The sequence below is a fragment of the Cytobacillus sp. T106 genome, from assembly GCF_040492155.1.
Lineage (GTDB): Bacteria > Bacillota > Bacilli > Bacillales > Cytobacillaceae > Bacillus_AB > Bacillus_AB infantis.
In genome coordinates this window covers 317,945-339,222 of sequence record NZ_JBEUMK010000003.1, presented here as the reverse complement: position 1 = coordinate 339,222, position 21,278 = coordinate 317,945, and the positions used below count along the sequence as shown (strand labels likewise).

21 protein-coding genes and 1 other annotated feature are annotated in these 21,278 nt (G+C 48.5%); all 21 genes read left to right on the top strand.

The window, feature by feature from the left end; translation table 11 throughout:
- Positions 1-83: 83 nt before the first annotated feature.
- The 21 genes from ABU165_RS09295 (at position 84) to pyrE (ending at position 21,228) form a co-directional block, all read left to right on the top strand.
- Positions 84-353, top strand: a complete 270-nt coding sequence (locus tag ABU165_RS09295; protein ID WP_009791726.1) for a YlmC/YmxH family sporulation protein — start codon at positions 84-86, stop codon at positions 351-353.
- Between the two features lie 73 nt (positions 354-426).
- On the top strand, positions 427-1,254 hold the full coding sequence (gene pgeF, locus ABU165_RS09290; protein ID WP_009791727.1) for a peptidoglycan editing factor PgeF: 828 nt from the start codon (positions 427-429) through the stop codon (positions 1,252-1,254).
- Complete coding sequence (locus ABU165_RS09285) at positions 1,255-1,926, top strand: YggS family pyridoxal phosphate-dependent enzyme (protein WP_009791728.1); 672 nt, start codon at positions 1,255-1,257, stop codon at positions 1,924-1,926.
- 16 nt (positions 1,927-1,942) lie between these two features.
- Positions 1,943-2,383, top strand: a complete 441-nt coding sequence (locus ABU165_RS09280; RefSeq protein ID WP_009791729.1) for a cell division protein SepF — start codon at positions 1,943-1,945, stop codon at positions 2,381-2,383.
- A gap of 6 nt (positions 2,384-2,389) precedes the next feature.
- Complete coding sequence (locus ABU165_RS09275; RefSeq protein ID WP_009791730.1) at positions 2,390-2,653, top strand: YggT family protein; 264 nt, start codon at positions 2,390-2,392, stop codon at positions 2,651-2,653.
- 108 nt (positions 2,654-2,761) lie between these two features.
- Positions 2,762-3,535, top strand: coding sequence for a YlmH family RNA-binding protein (locus ABU165_RS09270; RefSeq protein WP_148950235.1), 774 nt, complete (start codon positions 2,762-2,764; stop codon positions 3,533-3,535).
- 122 nt (positions 3,536-3,657) lie between these two features.
- On the top strand, positions 3,658-4,173 hold the full coding sequence (locus tag ABU165_RS09265; RefSeq protein WP_022543700.1) for a DivIVA domain-containing protein: 516 nt from the start codon (positions 3,658-3,660) through the stop codon (positions 4,171-4,173).
- A gap of 44 nt (positions 4,174-4,217) precedes the next feature.
- Positions 4,218-4,462 (top strand) — a binding site (T-box leader).
- Between the two features lie 92 nt (positions 4,463-4,554).
- Positions 4,555-7,326, top strand: coding sequence for an isoleucine--tRNA ligase (ileS, locus tag ABU165_RS09260; protein WP_318060122.1), 2,772 nt, complete (start codon positions 4,555-4,557; stop codon positions 7,324-7,326).
- Positions 7,327-7,521: 195 nt separating this feature from the next.
- Positions 7,522-7,863 carry a hypothetical protein gene (locus tag ABU165_RS09255; RefSeq protein ID WP_022543701.1) on the top strand — a complete coding sequence of 114 codons (342 nt, stop codon included), beginning with the start codon at positions 7,522-7,524 and terminating at the stop codon, positions 7,861-7,863.
- 99 nt (positions 7,864-7,962) lie between these two features.
- Positions 7,963-8,451, top strand: coding sequence for a signal peptidase II (gene lspA, locus ABU165_RS09250; RefSeq protein ID WP_022543702.1), 489 nt, complete (start codon positions 7,963-7,965; stop codon positions 8,449-8,451).
- Positions 8,426-9,331, top strand: coding sequence for an RluA family pseudouridine synthase (locus ABU165_RS09245; RefSeq protein WP_009795987.1), 906 nt, complete (start codon positions 8,426-8,428; stop codon positions 9,329-9,331). Before lspA ends, ABU165_RS09245 begins: the two co-directional genes overlap by 26 nt.
- Before the next feature lie 216 nt (positions 9,332-9,547).
- Positions 9,548-10,090 carry a bifunctional pyr operon transcriptional regulator/uracil phosphoribosyltransferase PyrR gene (gene pyrR / locus ABU165_RS09240; protein ID WP_009795986.1) on the top strand — a complete coding sequence of 181 codons (543 nt, stop codon included), beginning with the start codon at positions 9,548-9,550 and terminating at the stop codon, positions 10,088-10,090.
- 142 nt (positions 10,091-10,232) lie between these two features.
- Positions 10,233-11,537: a solute carrier family 23 protein gene (locus tag ABU165_RS09235; protein WP_035403544.1), complete on the top strand. Its 1,305-nt coding sequence runs from the start codon at positions 10,233-10,235 to the stop codon at positions 11,535-11,537.
- Positions 11,538-11,712: 175 nt separating this feature from the next.
- A complete protein-coding gene (locus tag ABU165_RS09230) occupies positions 11,713-12,651 on the top strand; it encodes an aspartate carbamoyltransferase catalytic subunit (RefSeq protein WP_035403541.1) in 939 nt (312 codons plus the stop codon).
- Positions 12,614-13,900: a dihydroorotase gene (locus tag ABU165_RS09225; RefSeq protein ID WP_009795983.1), complete on the top strand. Its 1,287-nt coding sequence runs from the start codon at positions 12,614-12,616 to the stop codon at positions 13,898-13,900. Before ABU165_RS09230 ends, ABU165_RS09225 begins: the two co-directional genes overlap by 38 nt.
- Positions 13,897-15,003 (top strand): carbamoyl phosphate synthase small subunit, encoded by a 1,107-nt coding sequence (locus ABU165_RS09220; protein WP_009795982.1) that lies wholly within the window; start codon positions 13,897-13,899, stop codon positions 15,001-15,003. Before ABU165_RS09225 ends, ABU165_RS09220 begins: the two co-directional genes overlap by 4 nt.
- Positions 14,982-18,194 carry a carbamoyl-phosphate synthase large subunit gene (carB, locus tag ABU165_RS09215; RefSeq protein ID WP_009795981.1) on the top strand — a complete coding sequence of 1,071 codons (3,213 nt, stop codon included), beginning with the start codon at positions 14,982-14,984 and terminating at the stop codon, positions 18,192-18,194. Before ABU165_RS09220 ends, carB begins: the two co-directional genes overlap by 22 nt.
- Positions 18,191-18,970, top strand: coding sequence for a dihydroorotate dehydrogenase electron transfer subunit (locus ABU165_RS09210; RefSeq protein WP_318060121.1), 780 nt, complete (start codon positions 18,191-18,193; stop codon positions 18,968-18,970). The genes carB and ABU165_RS09210 overlap by 4 nt, the downstream gene beginning before the upstream one ends.
- The gene (locus ABU165_RS09205; protein ID WP_318060120.1) at positions 18,967-19,908 is read left to right on the top strand and encodes a dihydroorotate dehydrogenase; all 942 of its coding nucleotides are present in this window, start codon (positions 18,967-18,969) and stop codon (positions 19,906-19,908) included. Before ABU165_RS09210 ends, ABU165_RS09205 begins: the two co-directional genes overlap by 4 nt.
- Positions 19,880-20,596, top strand: a complete 717-nt coding sequence (gene pyrF / locus ABU165_RS09200) for an orotidine-5'-phosphate decarboxylase (RefSeq protein WP_318060119.1) — start codon at positions 19,880-19,882, stop codon at positions 20,594-20,596. The genes ABU165_RS09205 and pyrF overlap by 29 nt, the downstream gene beginning before the upstream one ends.
- Positions 20,593-21,228: an orotate phosphoribosyltransferase gene (gene pyrE / locus ABU165_RS09195; RefSeq protein ID WP_318060118.1), complete on the top strand. Its 636-nt coding sequence runs from the start codon at positions 20,593-20,595 to the stop codon at positions 21,226-21,228. The genes pyrF and pyrE overlap by 4 nt, the downstream gene beginning before the upstream one ends.
- Positions 21,229-21,278 lie beyond the last annotated feature (50 nt).

Sequence of the window (21,278 nt, the reverse complement as noted above, 5' to 3'; positions counted from 1 at the left end):
TCCCTAAAACCCCCCATCAAATCAAAATATTCCATCCTTCCGCAACATATAATCAAGTAAGCAACAAATGGCGGGGGTGGACCATGGTTAAGATATCAGAATTCCAGGTCAAGGACGTAGTAAATGTGGCCGACGGCAAAAAACTTGGAAGCATCGGGGATATTGACATCAATCTGATGAGCGGAAAAATTGAAGCCGTCATCATCAGCGGAGCAGGAAAAGTCCTCGGATTCTTTGGAAAAGATGAGGATATCATCATTCCGTGGAAAAATATTTTAAAAATCGGCGAGGACGTCATTCTTGTTCGCTATAAAATCTCAGAAGAACTCAAACAGGTGGAAGAGGATGCGTAAGCTTCCTCCTTTTTTCTGTAACACGAACATTCTTTATGATAAACTAAAGAAAAACACGAAGAGGACACGATAAATGGAGCCATTTGTACTAAAGGAAAGCAAGTTTTTTTCCATTGAAGACTGGACGGAAAAGTTTCCGGGCCTTGCTGCAGGTTTTTCCACGAAAAATGGAGGGAATAGCAATGGAGACTACAGCAGCCTCAACCTTGGCCTTCATGTAAATGATTCTGTCCAGGCGGTATGCGGCAACAGGGAAATTTTCTCTGAGTCAATAGGCTTTCCATTGCCAGCATGGACGGGGGCAGAGCAGACCCATGAAACCTTTATACGGAAAGTATCAAAGGAAGATGCAGGAACAGGATCTTTGGATTATGGCCAGGCATTCAGGAGGACTGATGGCTTTTTCACACTTGAGCAGGGCCTGCTTTTAACTCTATGCTTTGCTGACTGTGTCCCACTTTATTTCACACATCCTGATTCAGGGGCTATAGGGGCCGCACATGCCGGCTGGAAAGGGACTGTCGGCGGGATTGCCGGAAATATGGCCGGTGTCTTTAAGAATGAAGGAATCGATCCGGGGGAAATTTTGGCGGCAATCGGGCCTTCCATTTGCGAAAAATGTTATATTGTCGACGGCAGAGTTGTCAATTTAGTGAAAAATAGACTAGAAGATGTCGATAAAAAACCATATAATCAAGTAAAAGAGAATCAATACCAGCTTGATCTGAAAGAAGTGAACAAACAGCTTCTCATGAAATCAGGCATCCGGGAAGAGAATATAATTGTATCCGGCTATTGCACCAGCTGCCATGAGGAATACTTTTTTTCCCATCGCAGGGATGGGGGGAAGACTGGCAGGATGATGAGCTACATAGGCTGGAAGGAGGCTGACTGCAGCTAGATGAAGGTAGAGGAAAATCTTAAGAGCATCCAAGAAAAAATAGATGAAGCCTGTAAAAGGTCAGGGAGAAATCCCGGCGAAGTGACCATAATCGCTGTAACAAAATATGTTTCCACGGAAAGGGCAAAAGAGGCGGTGTCTGCGGGAATCGGCAATTTGGGCGAAAACCGGGATGATGGTATGCTTGCCAAGCATGAAGAAATCGGCCATGCTGCCAAATGGCATTTCATCGGATCGCTGCAGACCAGGAAAGTCAAGAATATAATCGGCATTGCCGATTATATCCACTCACTGGACAGGCTTTCACTGGCGAAGGAAATAGACAAGCGGGCAGAAGAAACAGTCCAATGCCTGATACAGGTCAATGCTTCCGGTGAAGAGTCAAAACAGGGGCTTTCTCCTGAGGAAGTGATTCCGTTTGTAAAAGACCTGGAGGCTTATCCTTACATTTCTGCTGCAGGGCTGATGACGATGGCCCCTTTGACGGACGATGAGGAAGTATTGCGGCATTGTTTCCGGACACTGAAAACTCTGCAGAAGAATATCCAGGATTTAAACCTTGCTCATGCGCCTTGCAGGGAACTTTCCATGGGCATGTCCAATGACTTTGGAATTGCAGTGGAAGAAGGGGCCACCATGGTCCGGATCGGAACTGCTCTTGTCGGAGAATAAGCAGGAGGTATAAAAAATGAGCATTAAATCAAAAATAAAAACATTTTTTTTCCTTGATGATGAATATGACTATAAAGAAGAGGAAATCATCGAAGAAGAAATCGAACCTGTCAGGCCTCAAAAACAGCCTGCTTCTCCAAAGCAGAATGTGGTCAGCCTGCAAAGTGTCCAGAAGTCTTCAAAGGTTGTGCTTGTTGAACCCAGGGTATATGCCGAAGCCCAGGATATTGCAGACCAGCTTAAAAACCGCCGGGCTGTGGTAGTTAATCTGCAGCGCATCGAAAGGGATCAGGCAAAAAGGATTGTCGATTTTTTGAGCGGCACGGTATATGCCATAGGCGGCGACATCCAGAAAATTGGAACAGATATCTTTTTATGCACTCCAGATAATGTGGAGGTGTCAGGGAATATTTCCCAAATCATGCAGGAGCATGATCTAGAAAATGCGAGGTGGTAGCACTACATGGCAACAGTAGTAGGTATTTTAAGTCAAATAATTTCGTTATATTCCTGGGCATTGATTATTTACATATTGCTGTCCTGGTTTCCAAATGCAAGAGAATCGTCCATTGGCCAGTTTTTAGCCCGTATATGCGAGCCATATCTGGAACCATTCCGCAGGTTCATACCGCCGCTGGGGATGATTGATATCTCGCCGATCGTGGCGATTTTTGTCCTGCGGTTTGCCACCAGTGGACTATATCAGCTCTATTATTGGGTTGCATAGAATTACCAATAACTTGGGACTCTGAGCAGTCCCTTTTTTGGTGGCTGCTGTGATATGCTTGAACATGTCCGCAGATGCCTTCCTGAATAATATAAAAGGAGAGTGCCGATGTCTATTTATCAGCATTTTCGGCCTGAGGAGAAAGAATTCATCGACCAGTCTCTGGGCTGGAAGGACTATGTTGAAACATCCTATGCACCTAAATTGACTGACTTCCTTGATCCGAGAGAGCAGCAGATTGTAAAAATGATTGTCGGGGAGCATTCCGGCGTGAAGCTTCGCTTATTCGGGGGAACTGAGGGTACAGAGCGGAAAAGGGCCCTTCTATATCCTGAATATTTTACCCCTGATGAAGAAGAATTCTCTATCACGCTCTTTGAAATAAATTATCCCAGCAAATTTGTTTCAATCGAACACCCTCAAATACTTGGCAGCCTTATGGCTCTTGGCTTGAAGAGGGGGAAATTCGGGGATATCACTGTCCAGGATGAAAGGGCGCAGTTTTTTGTCTCCCGCGAAATTGAAGACTATGTAAGCATGCAGCTGGAATCGATCGGCAAAGCTTCCGTCACTCTGAAAAAATTGCCGCTGGAGAAAGCGATCACTGCAGCAGGTGCATGGGAGGAATCGTCAGCTTCTGTTTCCTCGCTGAGACTGGATGCCGTCATTTCGGCCATATACAATATTTCCAGGCAAAAATCACAGCTCTTTGTCCAGCAGGGTCTTGTAAAAGTTAATTGGGGACAAGTAGAGGATCCTTCTTTTGTTTGCGGGGAAGCTGATGTTCTTTCTGTAAGGGGAAAAGGCCGATCTAAAATCATAGAAGTAGAAGGAAAGACAAAGAAAGATAAATGGAGAATCATTACGGGAAAGCAAAAATAAATTATTTTTTTGCAGGATTTTAAAAGAAAATGTCGAATATATCTTTATCACTGTGATAATATCAGAAATCAGCGTATTCACGCTGTCATACATATGCTTTAAGACTCATAGGGGGTGGCATTATGCCTTTAACACCATTAGATATACATAACAAGGAGTTCAGCAAAGGCTTCAGAGGCTATGACGAAGATGAAGTAAACGAATTTCTTGACCAGATCATCAAGGATTACGAAATACTGATCAGGGAGAAAAAGGAGCTTTCCGAAAGGCTTACAGATCTGAATGACCGGATCGGGCATTTCACCAATATTGAGGAAACGCTGAACAAATCCATCGTCGTTGCACAGGAAGCCGCTGAAGAAGTCAGGCGCAATGCACAGAAGGAAGCCAAGCTGATCATCAAGGAAGCGGAGAAGAATGCCGACCGCATTGTGAATGAATCCTTATCAAAAGCAAGGAAGATTGCCCTGGAGATCGAGGATTTGAAGAAGCAGTCAAAGGTCTTCAGAACACGGTTCAGGATGCTGATCGAAGCACAGCTGGATATGCTCAATACAGAGGACTGGGACCATCTCCTTCAGTATGAGCTCGATTCAACGGATCTGAAATCAACTGAGGAAGAAGACTCACTGGCTTGACGTAGCCTGCATGAATCGAATATAATCCATATCATAAGAAAATATTGACTGCGTTGAAAGGGACAGTACAGCATTCTATATGCTTTTAAGATTAAGCGATCCAGGGACGGTGGGAGCCTGGAATAAGCAGATTGCTGGAAGATCACCCTAGAGTACCTGCCTGAACGTTCTCCGAACCAGTAAGGTGCAGGCGTTTCATCCGCGTTAAGGATGCTTTGAGCGGGCAGAATGATTCTTTTCTGTCTACAAGGGTGGTACCGCGGGAGCTATAAGCCTTCTCGTCCCTTTACCGGGATGAGAGGGCTTTTTTTGTTTTTCTCAAGTGGAAAACGCCCGGTAACGGCAAGTCAAATTACCTAAATGAAAGCAGGAGGAATTGCAGTGGAATACAAAGATACATTATTGATGCCAAAAACAGAATTTCCGATGCGCGGAAATCTCCCAAAAAGGGAGCCGGAAATCCAGGGCAAATGGGAAGAAATGAATATTTATGAAAAGGTGCAGGAGCACACGAAGGGCCGGCCGATGTTTGTTCTCCATGATGGCCCTCCATATGCTAACGGCGATATCCATATGGGCCATGCGCTGAATAAAATCCTTAAAGATTTTATTGTCCGCTACAAGTCCATGAGCGGATTCCATGCACCATATGTACCAGGCTGGGATACCCACGGCCTGCCGATTGAGCAGGCATTGACGAATAAAGGCGTTAAGAGAAAAGAAATGACAGTTGCCGAGTTCAGAAAGCTTTGCGAGGAGTATGCCTATGAACAGGTTGACAGCCAGCGTTCACAATTTAAACGCCTTGGCGTCCGCGGCGACTGGGAAAACCCTTATATCACGCTGCAGCCTCAATATGAAGCACAGCAGATCAAGGTATTTGGCGATATGGCTAAAAAAGGCTATATCTACAAAGGGAAGAAACCGGTCTACTGGTCACCTTCAAGTGAATCAGCACTTGCCGAAGCGGAGATTGAATACCAGGATAAGCGCTCTCCTTCCATTTATGTTGGCTTTAAAGTCAAAGATGGAAAAGGTGTATTGGATCAGGATGTCCAAATCGTCATCTGGACGACAACTCCTTGGACGATCCCGGCCAATCTGGGGATCAGCGTCCATCCTGACCTTAATTATGTGGTTGCAGAAGCGGGCGGCAGCAAATATCTGGTCGCAGAAGAGCTCTTGGAATCTGTGGCAGGAGAAACTGGCTGGGAAGACCCGGCTGTCGTTAAGACAGTCAAAGGAAGCGAGCTGGAAAACATCCTTGCCTCCCATCCGCTTTATGGCCGCGATTCGCTTGTCATGCTTGGCGACCATGTAACCGTTGATGCAGGTACAGGCTGTGTCCACACTGCGCCCGGCCATGGTGAAGATGACTTTTATGTTGGCCAGAAATATGGACTTGAGGTATTGTGCCCAGTCGATGATAAGGGTCTTATGACCAATGAAGCTGAAGGCTTCGAAGGCCTCTTCTATGACGAAGCCAACAAGCCGATCACCGAAGCGCTTAAAGAAAAGGGTGCATTATTGGGCCTGAAGTTCATCACTCACTCTTATCCGCATGACTGGAGAACGAAGAAGCCGGTCATTTTCAGGGCTACAGCGCAATGGTTCGCATCCATCAAGGACTTCCGCAATAAGCTCCTGGAAGCTGTTAAAGAAACGAAATGGGTGCCGGCATGGGGAGAAACACGCCTGTTCAATATGGTCCGCGACCGCGGCGACTGGTGTATTTCCCGCCAGCGTGCATGGGGCGTTCCTATCCCTGTCTTTTATGCTGAAAACGGCGACAGCATCATTACTGATGAAACAATTGATCATGTTTCTGCCCTTTTCAGGGAACACGGCTCCAATATCTGGTTCGAGAAAGAGGCCAAAGAGCTATTGCCTGAAGGGTTCACACATCCTGGCAGCCCGAATGGCAAGTTCACAAAAGAAACGGATATCATGGATGTCTGGTTTGATTCCGGCTCATCCCACCAGGCTGTCCTGGAAGAACGCGATGATCTGCAGCGTCCTGCAGACCTTTACCTTGAAGGCTCTGATCAGTACAGAGGCTGGTTCAATTCATCCCTGTCCACCTCAGTGGCAGTAACTGGAAAGGCGCCGTATAAGGGCGTTCTTAGCCACGGCTTTGCACTTGACGGCGAAGGCAGGAAAATGAGTAAATCCATCGGAAATGTTGTCGTTCCGGCGAAGGTCATGAACCAGCTTGGAGCAGATATCCTGCGTCTTTGGGTGGCATCTGTAGACTACCAGGCAGACGTAAGAGTCTCTGACCCGATCCTGAAGCAGGTTGCTGAGGTTTACCGCAAGATCAGAAACACATTCAGATTCCTGCTTGGGAACCTGGCTGACTTCAATCCTGAGAAAGATGCAGTTGTCTTTGAAAACCTCAGGGAAGTCGATCAGTTCATGCTCGTGAAGCTGAACAAGCTGGTCAAAAACGTCAAGGAAGCTTATGACCGCTATGAATTCGCAGGCATTTACCATGCGATCAACAATTTCTGTACATTGGACTTAAGTTCATTCTACCTGGATTTTGCCAAAGATGTTCTTTACATCGAGGCCGAAGATAATGCTGACCGCCGTGCGATTCAGACAGTGCTTTATGAAAGCCTTGTTGCGCTTGCAAAGCTGACTGCGCCGATTCTTTCTCATACAGCTGATGAAGTATGGTCCTTTATCCCTGCTGCGAAGGAAGAAAGTGTACAGCTGACAGACATGCCTGAATACAAAGAGCTTCCTAATGCAGATGAACTGATGAAAAAATGGACATCATTCATGAATTTGCGCGATGAAGTGCTTAAAGCACTTGAAGAGGCACGAAATGAAAAAGTGATCGGGAAATCCCTGGCAGCAAAGATCACTCTTTATCCAACGGCTGAAACTAGAAGCCTTCTTGACAGCATTAAAGAAGATGTGAAACAGCTGTTCATCGTTTCCGCCTTTGAAATCGGCGGAGAGTATGGCGAGGCGCCTGAAGAAGCCCTCAAGCTCGACAAAGCGGCAATTCTTGTGTCTAAAGCAGAAGGCGAAACATGCGAGCGCTGCTGGACAGTTACACCGGAAGTCGGTGCTGATTCCAGCCACCCTTCGCTTTGCCCGCGCTGTGCAAGTGTTGTAAAAAACAACTATAGCCATTTGGCATAATAACAAGACCCGGCTGCCTGGTGCAGCCGGTTTTTGATTTTTTTCCTGTCACCTAACCCCCGAAAGATTACCTTTTTTTTCGATAAATCCTTCCACCTTATCTAAACTTTGTGCTCTTTGTTAAATGTTTATCAGGTTCTGTGCGCCCAGGCCGGAGATAATAATTTTAAACAAAGAAGAACGGAGGAAGCGGCAATGGACAGCTCATTTGAAAAGCTCTATTCAGAACTCCGTGCAACTAAAGAGGAATTGCTTCAGAGGCTGGAAAGCGGAAGATGCTCAGCCCTTATCCAGCCATTAATATATGATGAGTTGGCCGATATTAACCGCGCCATCGGAAAATTGGAAAAAGGGGAATATGGAAAATGTGAAATATCCGGGGAATTGATACCGGAAAATCTGCTGTCAGTCATCCCAACTATGGTAGCATTGTCAGATTATGATAAGCTTGGGGCGTTTTGCCGAAAGCCGATGGAATCAGTTTTTGAACCGTCCGCAGACACCGCTTCTTTCTTGATGATGATTATGAGAGGCTGAACCGGTCAGCAGCAGCCTTCATAGTGGATAAAAGGTGTCGTTTTCATGGAGATTATGCTAAAATGCTAAGGTAATGACTTCAAATTGGAGGTAGCCTTTGTGTTTTATTACATAATTGCCTTATTTGTTATTGCTCTGGATCAGCTGACCAAATGGCTGATTGTTAAAAATATGGAGCTTGGTGAAAGCATCCCGGTGATCGAGAATTTTCTTTATATCACATCGCACCGCAACAGGGGGGCGGCATGGGGAATTCTTGAAGGGCAAATGTGGTTTTTCTATGTTATTACAGTTGCCGTCATCATAGGTATTGTCTATTACATCAAGACCGCAGCAAAAGGGAAGCGATTGCTTGGCATCGCACTGGGATTAATGCTCGGAGGGGCGATCGGCAATTTTATCGACAGGGTTTTCCGCAAAGAAGTGGTTGATTTCGTCAACACATATATCTTTGGATATGATTTTCCTGTCTTTAATGTGGCCGATTCATCATTGGTTGTCGGGGTAATCATACTGATGATACAAATGCTCCGGGAAGAGCGGGAAGCGAAGGAGAAATCGAATGGAGAAAATGGAATACATCATTAATGAAGAAGTGGCAGGGGAAAGGCTTGATAAAGCTGTTTCACTGCTGAACGAAGAGCTGTCAAGATCACAGGCGCAGCAAATGATCAAGGATGGCCATATCCTTGTCAACGGCCAGGGAACTAAAACGAATTATAAATGCAGCATTGATGATAAGATTGAAATATCATTCCCAGAACCGGAAGAGCTTGATGTCTTACCGGAAGAGATGGACCTTGATATCTATTATGAAGATGGTGATGTCCTTGTCGTTAATAAGCCTAAGGGAATGGTCGTCCATCCTGCGCCAGGTCATGCATCAGGAACGCTGGTCAATGGCCTTATGGCACACTGCAAGGACCTTTCCGGCATCAATGGCGTCCTGCGCCCGGGAATCGTTCACCGCATCGATAAGGATACATCAGGCCTGCTGATGGTTGCCAAGAATGATATGGCCCATGAAAGCCTGGTGAATCAGCTTGTTGAAAAAACCGTGACAAGGAAGTACCAGGCAATTGTTCATGGAACCATCCCTCATGACTATGGAACGGTTGATGCTCCGCTTGGAAGGGATCCTAAAGACAGGCAGAGCATGACAGTGGTGGATGGCGGAAAGCATGCGGTCACGCATTTTCATGTGATTCACCGCTACAAGGATTTTACCCATGTGGAATGCCAGCTTGAAACAGGAAGGACCCACCAGATCCGCGTTCATATGAAATATATCGGCTATCCGCTGGCAGGGGACCCGAAGTACGGGCCAAGAAAGACACTTGAAATCGGCGGACAGGCACTGCATGCAGGTGTTCTGGGCTTTGTGCATCCAAGAACCGGGGAATACATGGAATTTGAGGCTCCACTTCCGGCATACTTCTCGGAACTCCTGGAAAAACTGGGCAAGTAGCATCTAAAAAATAATAATCGTTGACATCTGTCCTAAAATATTTTACTATAGCTTTAATGAATATGACCTTTAAGACCAGTCCTGTGAGACTGAGAAGGTATCGGATACGGAAGGGATTCCCCTTCCTGCACTAAAAGTGCAGCCAAACCTCTCGTCGTGCAGGCGGGAGGTTTTTTTATACAAGAATCGTGCAGCCTGATGCTGGAGGGTGATAACATGACACAAAAAGCAGTGGTATTAGATGAACAGGCAATCAGGAGGGCATTGACCAGGATTGCCCATGAAATCATTGAGAAGAACAAAGGGATAGATGAATGTGTGCTTGTAGGGATCAGGACCCGAGGCATCTACTTGGCAAATCGCCTGGCTGACAGGATTGAACAGATCGAGGGTAAAAGGATCCCTGTCGGGGAGCTGGATATTACGCTGTACCGTGATGATCTGACAAAGAAAACGGATGACGATCAGCCGCTGGTCAAAGGCAGCGACATTCCGCAGGATATCACCAATCAAAAAGTCATCCTCATCGACGATGTACTGTATACAGGCAGGACAGTCAGAGCGGGCCTCGATGCCCTGGTAGACATCGGCAGACCGGCTGCGATTCAGCTGGCAGTCCTGGTGGACAGGGGCCATAGAGAGCTCCCGATCCGGGCAGATTATGTAGGCAAAAACATACCGACTTCCAGCTCGGAAAAAATAGTCGTTGAACTGAAGGAAGTAGATGAAACCGATCAAGTAAGCATCTTTGAAAACTGAACATCCCCCTTTTAACGCAGTCCAGAGAGGCTGGCAAAGGGGAACATGGCTGGTGTCTTTTCAGCTGTGCTCCTATGCCCTCTGTGCGAAAAAGCAAGAGGGTTTTTTGCGGGGAAAAGACGAATACAAAGGAGACAAAGCCATGAATAAACCATTATTAGACGTAAACGAAGTACCAAAGCCATTTCAATGGATTACCTTAAGCATCCAGCATTTATTCGCCATGTTCGGCGCAACCATTCTTGTTCCTTACCTCGTCGGACTTGATCCGGCCATTGCACTCATTTCGAGCGGACTTGGAACCATTGCTTTTCTGATCATCACAAAATGGCAGGTTCCGGCATATCTTGGCTCATCCTTTGCCTTCATCGCACCGATCATCGCAGCGAAGACTGCAGGCGGGCCGGGCGCAGCCATGATCGGCAGCTTTATGGCCGGCCTGGTATACGGCATCGTGGCGCTCATCATTAAAAAAGCAGGTTATCGCTGGATCATGAAGCTGCTTCCGCCTGTTGTGGTCGGCCCGGTCATCATTGTCATCGGACTTGGTCTTGCAGGCACAGCGGTAGGAATGGCAATGAACAATGCAGACGGGGAATACAGCTTCCTGTACTTTTCCGCCGGCCTCGTCACATTGGCGGCCACGATTGTTTTCTCCATCTACTTTAAAGGGATGCTGAGCATGATCCCGATTCTTGGCGGGATCATCATCGGGTATATATACTCCGTATTTGCGGGTCTTGTAGATTTCACTCCGGTTCTCGAAGCAAAGTGGTTTGAAGCACCAAATTTCCTCATTCCATTTGCAGATTATAAAGTTGATCTGTCATCATTGAAGATCGCATTGCTGATGGTGCCTGTAGCAGTCGTCACTTTATCAGAGCATATAGGCCACCAGCTTGTTCTCAGCAAAGTGGTAGGCAGGGATTATATTAAAAACCCGGGACTTCACAGGTCGATTCTCGGGGACGGGATGGCAACCATCATTTCCGCGCTGATCGGCGGACCGCCTAAAACAACTTACGGCGAAAATATCGGCGTCCTTGCGATCACAAGGGTCTACAGTGTATATGTGCTGGCCGGTGCCGCAGTAGTTGCGACCGTGTTTGGCTTCATCGGCAAGATCACTGCGCTGATCGCTTCAATCCCGACACCTGTGATGGGCGGGGTTTCCATCCTGCTGTTCGGCATCATCGCCTCGTCCGGACTGAGAATGCTGGTTGACAGCAAGGTGGACTTTGGGGACAAACGGAATCTGGTCATCTCGTCTGTCATCCTGGTCATCGGGATCGGCGGAGCCCATGTAACTCTGGGCGGATTAAATCTGGAAGGTATGGCGCTCGCGGCAATCTGCGGTGTGGTGCTCAACCTGATCCTGCCAGGCAAACCTCAGATTGAAGAAGATATGTTTGAAGCGGAAACCGAAAAAAAAAGTAATGTTGCATAAGAAAGACACTTTTTAAAGAAGTCCAGAGAGGCTTGCAAGGGTGTTGATGTGCTGCGGGAGGAAGCTCGGCTGCTTTTTCCCGTGCAGTATGGCATGTTGACTTTTCAGCACCCTGAACCAGGTTCAGGGTGCTTTTTTTACAGCCTTGCCCGCCTCCGTTAAGGAGGAAGCAAAGATGAAAGATCTGCTCACGATGAATGAATTGAGCTTAATGGAAATCGGGGAGATTCTGAAACAGGCGCAGGAGTTTGCTGAAGGCGCAGTGTGGAGGCCGTCTTCACAGTCCTTCGTTGCCAATCTCTTCTTTGAGGCAAGCACAAGGACCAAGTGCAGCTTTGAAGTTGCTGAGAGGAGGCTTGGACTTGATGTCATCCCATTTGAAGCAGGGACTTCAAGCGTCCAGAAGGGCGAATCGCTTTATGACACGGTGAGGACACTCGAGTCCATTGGTGTCGATGCGGTGGTCATCCGCCATCAGGAGGAAGATTACTTCAGCGCACTTTCCGGTAAGATAGGCATCCCGGTCCTGAATGCAGGTGACGGCTGCGGGCACCATCCAACCCAGTCGCTGCTGGATCTGCTGACGATCCGGCAGGAGTTCCGCCGCTTTGCCGGCTTGAAGGTGGCCATCATCGGCGACATCCTTCACAGCAGGGTGGCAAGGTCCAATGCTGAAGCACTGGCAAGGCTTGGGGCAGAGGTTGTATTCTCAGGGCCGGAAGAATGGTTCGACCCTTCCTTCCGCCATTCTGGAAGCTTTGAAGAAATCGATGAAGCGGCTGCGACTGCGGATGTGGTCATGCTCCTGAGAATACAGCATGAGAGGCATCAGGAAAGCACAGGGATGTCTGCTGCCGAGTACCACGAAAAATACGGACTGACAGAAAAGCGCGAAAGGCGGATGAAGCAGGGAAGCATCATCATGCATCCTGCCCCGGTCAACAGAGGGGTTGAAATAGCTGACAGCCTGGTGGAATGCAGCAGGTCGAGAATTTTCAAACAAATGGAAAATGGTGTATTTGTCCGCATGGCAGTGCTGAAAAGGGCACTTGAACATAAAGAGGGGAGAGGTAATCATGAAAAAGCTGATCAAAAATGGCAGATTGCTTACTGAAAACGGAGAGCTGGTACAGAAGGATATCCTGATCGAGGGCGGAAAAATTGCGAAGATCGGGGTTGAATTTGAAGGTACAGATGCTGAAGTGATAGATGCAGGAGGGCTGCTGGCAGTCCCGGGCTTGGTCGATCTTCATGTACACCTGCGGGAACCGGGGGGAGAAAAGAAAGAAACGATTGAAACGGGGACCCTGGCTGCAGCACGCGGAGGCTTTACAACGATTGCCCCAATGCCGAACACCAGGCCGGTGCCTGACACGGTGGAGCAGCTGGAATGGCTGAACAGAAGGATTGCGGAAACGGCTCATGTGCGGGTCCTTCCTTATGCTTCGATCACCGTCAGGCAGCTTGGCAGTGAGCTGACCGATTTTGAAGGGCTGAAGCAGGCCGGCGCCTTTGCTTTTACTGATGACGGCGTGGGAGTGCAGTCAGCCGGGATGATGCTTTCTGCGATGAAAAAAGCTGCTGCTGTCAGCATGCCTGTCGTTGCGCACTGCGAAGAAAATACGCTGATCAATAAAGGCTCTGTCCATGAAGGGGAATTTTCAAGGAAGCATGCAATCAATGGGATCCCATCTGTATGCGAATCTGTACATATTGCAAGAGATGTGCTCCTGGCTGAAGCGGCTGGCTGCCACTATCATGTGTGCCACATCTCTACTAAAGAGTCTGTCAGGGTTGTCAGAGACAGCAAAAGGGCAGGGATCAAGGTAACTGCTGAGGTTACGCCTCATCATCTGCTCTTATGCGAAGATGATATTCCGGGCCTTGACGCAAATTTCAAGATGAATCCGCCGCTAAGGAGCGCCAGTGACCGTGAGGCACTGATAGAAGGTCTTTTGGACGGTACGATTGATTTTATCGCAACCGATCACGCCCCGCATACCTCGGAAGAAAAAGAGGAGGGAATGGAGCTGGCCCCATTTGGGATCACAGGGCTTGAAACAGCCTTTCCGCTTCTCTACACACATCTGGTGCTAAAGGGGACCCTTACTTTAAAACAGCTGGTTGATTTCATGACAATCAAGCCTTCAGAAGCTTTCGGCCTGCCATATGGAAAGCTGGAGGAAGGTTCTCCTGCCGACCTGGTGCTGGTTAATCTGGATCATGGGCAGAACATTGATCCGCAGGAATTTGTTTCAAAAGGGAAAAACACCCCATTCTCAGGCTGGAACTGCAAAGGCTGGCCGGTCCTGACAATAGCGGGCGGAAAAACGGTATGGGCGAAGGAGAGTGTCAACGCATGAAAAAACAGCTGATTTTGGAAGACGGAACCATTTTTATCGGGGAAGGTTTTGGGAGCGATTCTGCAGCTTTCGGAGAAGTCGTATTCAACACAGGGATGACCGGATATCAGGAAATCCTCTCTGACCCTTCATACTGCAGCCAGATCGTGGTGCTGACTTACCCTCTAATCGGGAATTATGGCATCAACAGGGATGATTTTGAGAGCATTCTGCCGGCGATTCACGGATTTGTTGTTAAAGAAGCGGCTGAATACCCTTCTAACTGGAGGAACGAGCATTCTTTAGGCGCTTATCTTGAAGCGAAAGGCATTCCTGGAATAGCGGGGATCGACACTAGGAAACTGACAAGAATCATCCGGAAGCATGGAACTTTAAAAGGGAGCATATGCCCGATTGAACAGGATCCTTCCGAAGTGATTGAAAAACTGAAATCTGCTGTCCTTCCGCATGACCAGGTGAAAAGAGTATCAACGAAGACAGCCTATCCTTCCCCGGGCCGCGGCCGCAGGGTCGTACTTGTGGATTACGGCATGAAGCATGGAATTCTCAGGGAGCTGAACAAGCGCGGATGTGATGTGATCGTGGTGCCATACCATACAACAAGCGAAGAGATCCTCAGCCTGAGCCCTGACGGGGTTATGCTTTCAAATGGGCCTGGGGACCCGAAAGATGTAGTGGAAGCCATCCCGATGATCCAGGGGCTGCTCGGGAAGGTCCCATTGTTTGGAATCTGCCTCGGCCACCAGCTGTTTGCCCTTGCTTGCGGCGCTGATACTGAGAAACTGAAATTCGGCCACAGGGGGTCCAATCATCCTGTCAAAGAACTTAAAACAGGGAAAGTGGCGCTGACTTCACAAAATCATGGATACTCTGTCAACGAAGATTCTATTTACGGTACACCGCTTGAAGTGACGCATATTGCGCTTAATGACGGAACAGTCGAAGGGCTGAAACATAAGAATGTACCTGCTTTTACAGTCCAATATCATCCTGAAGCCTCTCCGGGGCCGGAAGATGCCAATAATCTTTTTGAACAATTTATGCAAATGATCGAATCTGAGAAACGGGAAGGTGCTGCAGCATGCCAAAGCGTACAGATATAAAAAGCATTCTAGTGATCGGGTCGGGGCCCATTGTCATCGGGCAGGCGGCAGAATTCGACTATGCCGGGACACAGGCCTGCATAGCGCTGAAAGAAGAAGGATACAGGGTCATCCTTGTCAACTCGAATCCGGCGACCATCATGACAGATACAGAGATTGCCGATGCCGTCTATATTGAACCCCTGACACTTGAGTTTGTCAGCAGGATCATCCGCAAAGAGCGCCCGGATGCGATCGTTCCGACCCTGGGAGGACAGACCGGCCTGAACCTGGCAGTCGAGCTGTCTAAAGCAGGCGTGCTTGAAGAGTGCGGTGTGGAAGTGCTCGGCACAAAGCTGTCGGCCATTGAAAAGGCGGAAGACCGCGATCTGTTCAGAAGCTTAATGAATGAATTGGGTGAGCCGGTCCCTGAAAGTGAAATCATCCATAATATCGATGAGGCCCTTGCATTTGCAGAGCAGATCGGCTATCCGGTGATTGTCCGTCCTGCTTTCACGCTCGGCGGAACAGGGGGCGGCATCTGCCATGATGAGGAAGAACTGCTGGAAATCACGGCGAGCGGCCTGAAGAACAGCCCTGTCACCCAGTGCCTGCTCGAGAAGAGCATAGCTGGCTTCAAAGAAATAGAATACGAGGTTATGAGAGACTCGAACGATAATGCGATCGTTGTCTGCAATATGGAGAACATCGATCCGGTAGGGGTACATACAGGAGATTCTATCGTTGTCGCTCCGAGCCAGACCTTAAGCGACCGTGAATACCAGCTGCTCCGCAATGTATCACTGAAAATCATCCGTGCCCTGGAAATCGAGGGAGGCTGCAATGTTCAGCTCGCGCTGGATCCATACAGCTTCGACTATTACATCATTGAAGTGAATCCTCGTGTCAGCCGCTCTTCTGCGCTGGCTTCAAAAGCAACAGGCTATCCGATTGCCAAACTGGCGGCGAAGATTGCCGTTGGCCTGACGCTTGATGAGATGATGAACCCGGTCACCGGAAAAACGTATGCGTGCTTTGAGCCTGCCCTTGACTATATTGTCACCAAGATCCCGCGCTGGCCTTTTGATAAATTTGAGTCAGCCAACCGCTCTCTCGGTACACAGATGAAAGCAACAGGTGAGGTAATGGCCATAGGGCGGACTTTTGAAGAGTCACTGCTTAAGGCCATCAGGTCGCTGGAAGCCAATGTATACCATTTTGCTTTGAATAATCCTGAGGAAATCGATGATGCTCTTATGGAAAAGCGTATCCGCAAAGCAGGCGATGAGAGGCTGTTCTACATCTCTGAAGCGCTGAGGCGGGGAGTAACGATCGAAACCATCCATGAGTGGAGCGAGATCGACTTATTCTTCCTTTATAAAATGAACAAAATCGTGGCATTTGAGAAGACACTCTCTGGCAAACGGTTTGACCAGGAGATTGCGAAAAAAGCAAAGGAAATGGGCTTTTCTGACCTGGTGATTGCGGGGCTGTGGGATGCCTCAGAGCAGGAGGTCTACAGCTGGAGGAAGAAAAACGGCATTGTACCGGTATATAAGATGGTTGATACCTGTGCGGCGGAGTTCGAATCAGAAACACCTTATTATTACGGAACCTATGAAGAAGAAAACGAGTCTATCGTTACAGACAGGAAAAGCATCGTCGTGCTTGGGTCCGGGCCGATCCGCATTGGTCAGGGAATTGAGTTCGACTATGCAACCGTACACTCTGTATGGGCAATTAAAGAAGCCGGCTATGAAGCAATCATCATCAACAATAATCCGGAAACTGTGTCTACAGACTTCAGCATTTCCGATAAGCTTTATTTTGAACCGCTGACGATTGAGGATGTTATGCATATCATCGATCTGGAAAAACCCGAGGGGGCAGTGGTCCAATTCGGGGGCCAGACAGCGATCAATCTTGCGGCAGAACTTGTGAAACGAGGAGTGAAAATCCTCGGGACATCACTTGAAAACCTTGACCGTGCTGAGGACAGGGACAAATTTGAAATGGCGCTGACAGACCTGGGCATTCCCCAGCCGCAGGGAAAGACAGCTTTCTCTGCAGAAGATGCGGCCGTTATTGCTGCTGAAATCGGCTACCCTGTCCTTGTCCGCCCTTCATATGTCCTTGGGGGCAGGGCAATGGAGATTGTCTATAAAGAAGAAGAGCTGCTTCATTATATGAAAAATGCGGTACGTGTGAATCCGGAACATCCTGTTCTGATCGACCGCTACCTGACAGGCAAGGAAATCGAAGTTGATGCAATTTCTGACGGAGAAAGAGTCGTCATTCCAGGCATCATGGAGCATATCGAACGGGCAGGCGTCCACTCGGGCGACTCCATCGCCGTATACCCGCCTCAAAATCTGACTGATGAAGTGAAAGCGAAACTGGCCGAATATACGGAAAAGCTGGCAAAGGGCCTCGGCATCATCGGTCTCCTGAATATCCAGTATGTAGTGGCAAAAGGAGAGGTATTTGTCCTGGAAGTGAACCCGCGGTCCAGCCGGACAGTTCCATTCCTGTCTAAAATAACCAATGTCCCGATGGCTAATATTGCAACAAAGGTAATCCTTGGGCAGTCGCTTGAAAGCCAGGGGTATGAGTCAGGCCTTGTACCTGAAAAGCAGGGCGTGTATGTAAAGGTGCCGGTGTTTTCCTTTGCTAAGCTAAGGCGGGTAGACATCACGCTCGGCCCTGAGATGAAGTCGACAGGTGAAGTCATGGGGAAAGATCATACCCTTGAAAAAGCCTTATATAAAGGCCTTGTCGCATCAGGTATGAAAATCAGCAGTTACGGAAATGTCCTGATGACAGTGGCCGACAAAGATAAAGAAGAAGCGCTCGCACTTGCCAGGAGGTTTGCAGAAATCGGCTATCAGGTAATGGCGACAAGCGGTACGGCAGGCTATTTCTCTGCAGCAGGCATTCCAGTGAAAGTGGTCGGCAAAATCGGGGCAGAAGGCCCGGACCTGCTGGATGTCATCCGCAATGGAGAGGCACAGCTGGTCATCAATACGCTGACAAAAGGAAAGCAGCCGGCGCGCGACGGCTTCCGGATCCGCAGGGAATCAGTGGAAAACGGGGTCGCGTGCCTGACATCCCTGGACACAGCTGAAGCGATTCTCCAGGTAATTGAATCCATGAACTTCTCAGCAGAGGCCATGATGCCGGGCAGCCATGAGAAGAAGGCGGTCCTTCTATGATCAGGAAGGAACTCTGTACGATCGTCTCACATCAGGAAATTGCTAAAGACATTTATGAGCTCACCTTAAAAGGTGAGCTTGTCAATGAGATGGAGACTGCGGGACAGTTCGTCCATTTAAAAGTATCAAACGGATATGACCCGCTTTTAAGAAGGCCGATTTCGATTGCGGAAATCAATAAAAGCCGCCAGACCTTTACGATGATCTACAGGGCAGGAGGCAGGGGCACTATTCTGCTGGCTTCAAAGCAGTCAGGCGAAAAGGTTGATGTCCTTGGTCCGCTGGGCAATGGCTTTCCTGACAATGAAGCCCTGCCAGGCCAGACAGCCCTCCTTATAGGCGGGGGAATTGGTGTGCCGCCCCTATATGAATTGTCCAAAAGATTAAAAGCGAGAGGCGTCAAGACAGTACATGTGCTTGGATTTCAATCGGCTGAACAAGTGTTTTATGAAAAGGAATTTTCAGTGCTGGGAGAAACATTTATTGCAACGGCGGATGGAACATACGGATCCAGGGGCTTTGTGACAGATATTATCAGCCGGGAATCGCTTGTATTTGATGTAATATATGCCTGCGGACCGACACCAATGCTCAGGGCACTGGAAAATGCCTACCTGGACAAAAAGGTATTTTTATCGCTGGAAGAGCGGATGGGATGCGGCCTGGGTGCATGCTTTGCCTGTGTTTGCCATACGGCGGATGACCCGGAGGGCTTCAGCTATAAAAAAGTCTGCACTGACGGGCCTGTGTTCAGGGCAGGGGAGGTTGTACTATGAGTATGCTGAATGTGGAGCTGCCAGGATTAACCCTTAAAAATCCGATCATGCCTGCCTCCGGCTGCTTCGGCTTCGGAAAGGAATACAGCGGGCTGTATGATTTGAGCCTGCTGGGAGCCATTATGATAAAAGCGACCACTCTTGAGCCGAGATTCGGGAATCCGACTCCTAGGGTCGCTGAAACACCAGCTGGGATGCTGAATGCAATCGGCCTGCAAAATCCGGGGCTTGATCATGTGCTTATGGAAGAGCTTCCGAGACTGGAGCAATATGATGTTCCTATTATCGCCAATATAGCAGGCAGCACGGAAGAAGATTATATAGGAGTGGCCAGAGAGTTATCAAAGGCATCCAATGTAAAGGCTTTGGAGCTGAACATTTCCTGCCCGAACGTCAAGACGGGCGGCATAGCTTTCGGGACCATCCCCGAAATCGCAAAGAGCCTGACAAAGAAAGTAAAGGCTGCATCTGCAGTGCCTGTTTATGTAAAACTGTCCCCGAATGTCACCAATATTGTAGAAATGGCTAAAGCCGTTGAAGAAGGCGGTGCAGACGGTCTTACTATGATTAATACACTTCTTGGCATGAGGATGGATCTGAACACAGGCCGACCAATCCTTGCCAACCGGACGGGAGGCCTTTCCGGACCATCGATAAAGCCTGTGGCGTTAAGGATGATCTATGAAGTGAGCCAGCAGGTGGATCTGCCCATCATCGGAATGGGCGGAGTGGAAACAGCGGAGGATGTGATTGAGTTCTTTTATGCAGGGGCTTCAGCTGTTGCGGTCGGAACAGCCAATTTCGTCGATCCTTTTGTCTGTCCAAACATAATAGATAAGCTCCCAGAATTGCTGGAGAAGCTTGGTTTTGAGCATATTAGCGAATGTACGGGAAGGAGCTGGGGCAAGCATGAAGAATCCGCTTATCATCGCACTTGATTTTGCTGAAAAGGAAGAAGTCTTATCCTTCCTCGGGAAATTTCCGGAAGAAAAATTATTTGTCAAAGTGGGCATGGAGCTTTTTTACCAGGAGGGACCTGACATGGTCCGGGAACTGAAGGCGGCCGGGCATGAAGTATTCCTGGATTTAAAGCTCCATGATATTCCTAATACAGTCGGCAGTGCCATGCGAAGGATTGCCGGTCTTGGATGCGATCTGGTGAATGTCCATGCAGCCGGCGGCAGCGAAATGATGAAAGCCGCCCTTGAAGGGCTGGATGAAGGGACAGCAGCCGGAAAAAAAAGGCCTCTGTGCATTGCGGTGACACAGCTCACCAGCACATCAGAGGAACAGATGCAGGCAGAGCAGCTGATCCCTGTTGCACTGAATGATTGTGTTATTCATTATGCAGGGCTTGCCAGACAGTCAGGGCTTGATGGCGTCGTCTGCTCCCCGCATGAAGCAAAGCTGCTGAACAGCCGTTTTGGGAAAGGATTCCTTACAGTGACGCCAGGCATCCGTCTGGCAGAAGAGGCGGCAGGTGATCAAAAGAGGATCAGCACACCGGGATTTGCAAGGCAGGAAGGAGTCTCGGCCATAGTAGTAGGCCGTTCCATCACAAAAGCTGCTGATCCGTATGAAGCTTATCTGTCATTTAAAAATCAATGGGAGGGCGTTTTGTCATGAATAAAACAATTGCTGAAAGATTGCTGGAAATTGGAGCGGTTACTCTGCAGCCTTCCAATCCTTTCACCTGGTCATCGGGGCTGCTGTCTCCCATCTACTGTGATAACCGCCTGACAATGTCCTATCCGGAGGTGCGCAGGGAAATAGCCGCAGGGCTTAAAGTGCTTATAGAAGAGCATTTCCCTGACGCTGAAGTCATTGCCGGAACTGCGACTGCAGGGATTCCTCATGCCGCCTGGGCAAGCGATTTGCTGGAATTGCCGATGTGCTATGTCCGTTCAAAAGCGAAAGAGCATGGAAAAGGAAAGCAGATTGAAGGAAGAGCGGAAAAAGGGCAGAAAGTAGTTGTGGTCGAAGATCTTATTTCAACTGGAGGCAGCGTCATCACAGCTGTTGATGCTCTTCGTGAAGCAGGCTGTGAAGTGCTTGGGGCTGTATCCATTTTTACATATGAGCTGATGCAGGGCGATCAGAAGCTTGCTGAAGCAGGGATACAGTCATATTCCCTGGCCACCTTCACAGAGCTTGCGGAGACAGCAAGAGAGAAGGGCCATATCACAACTGGCGAAATGGATGCCCTTTCGGAATGGAGAGAGAATCCAGCCGAATGGGGCGCTGCTGCCAGACAATAATTGAAGTACTTAAAGTAAGATTTCTTATCTTGAAATAAAAAAGGAAGCAG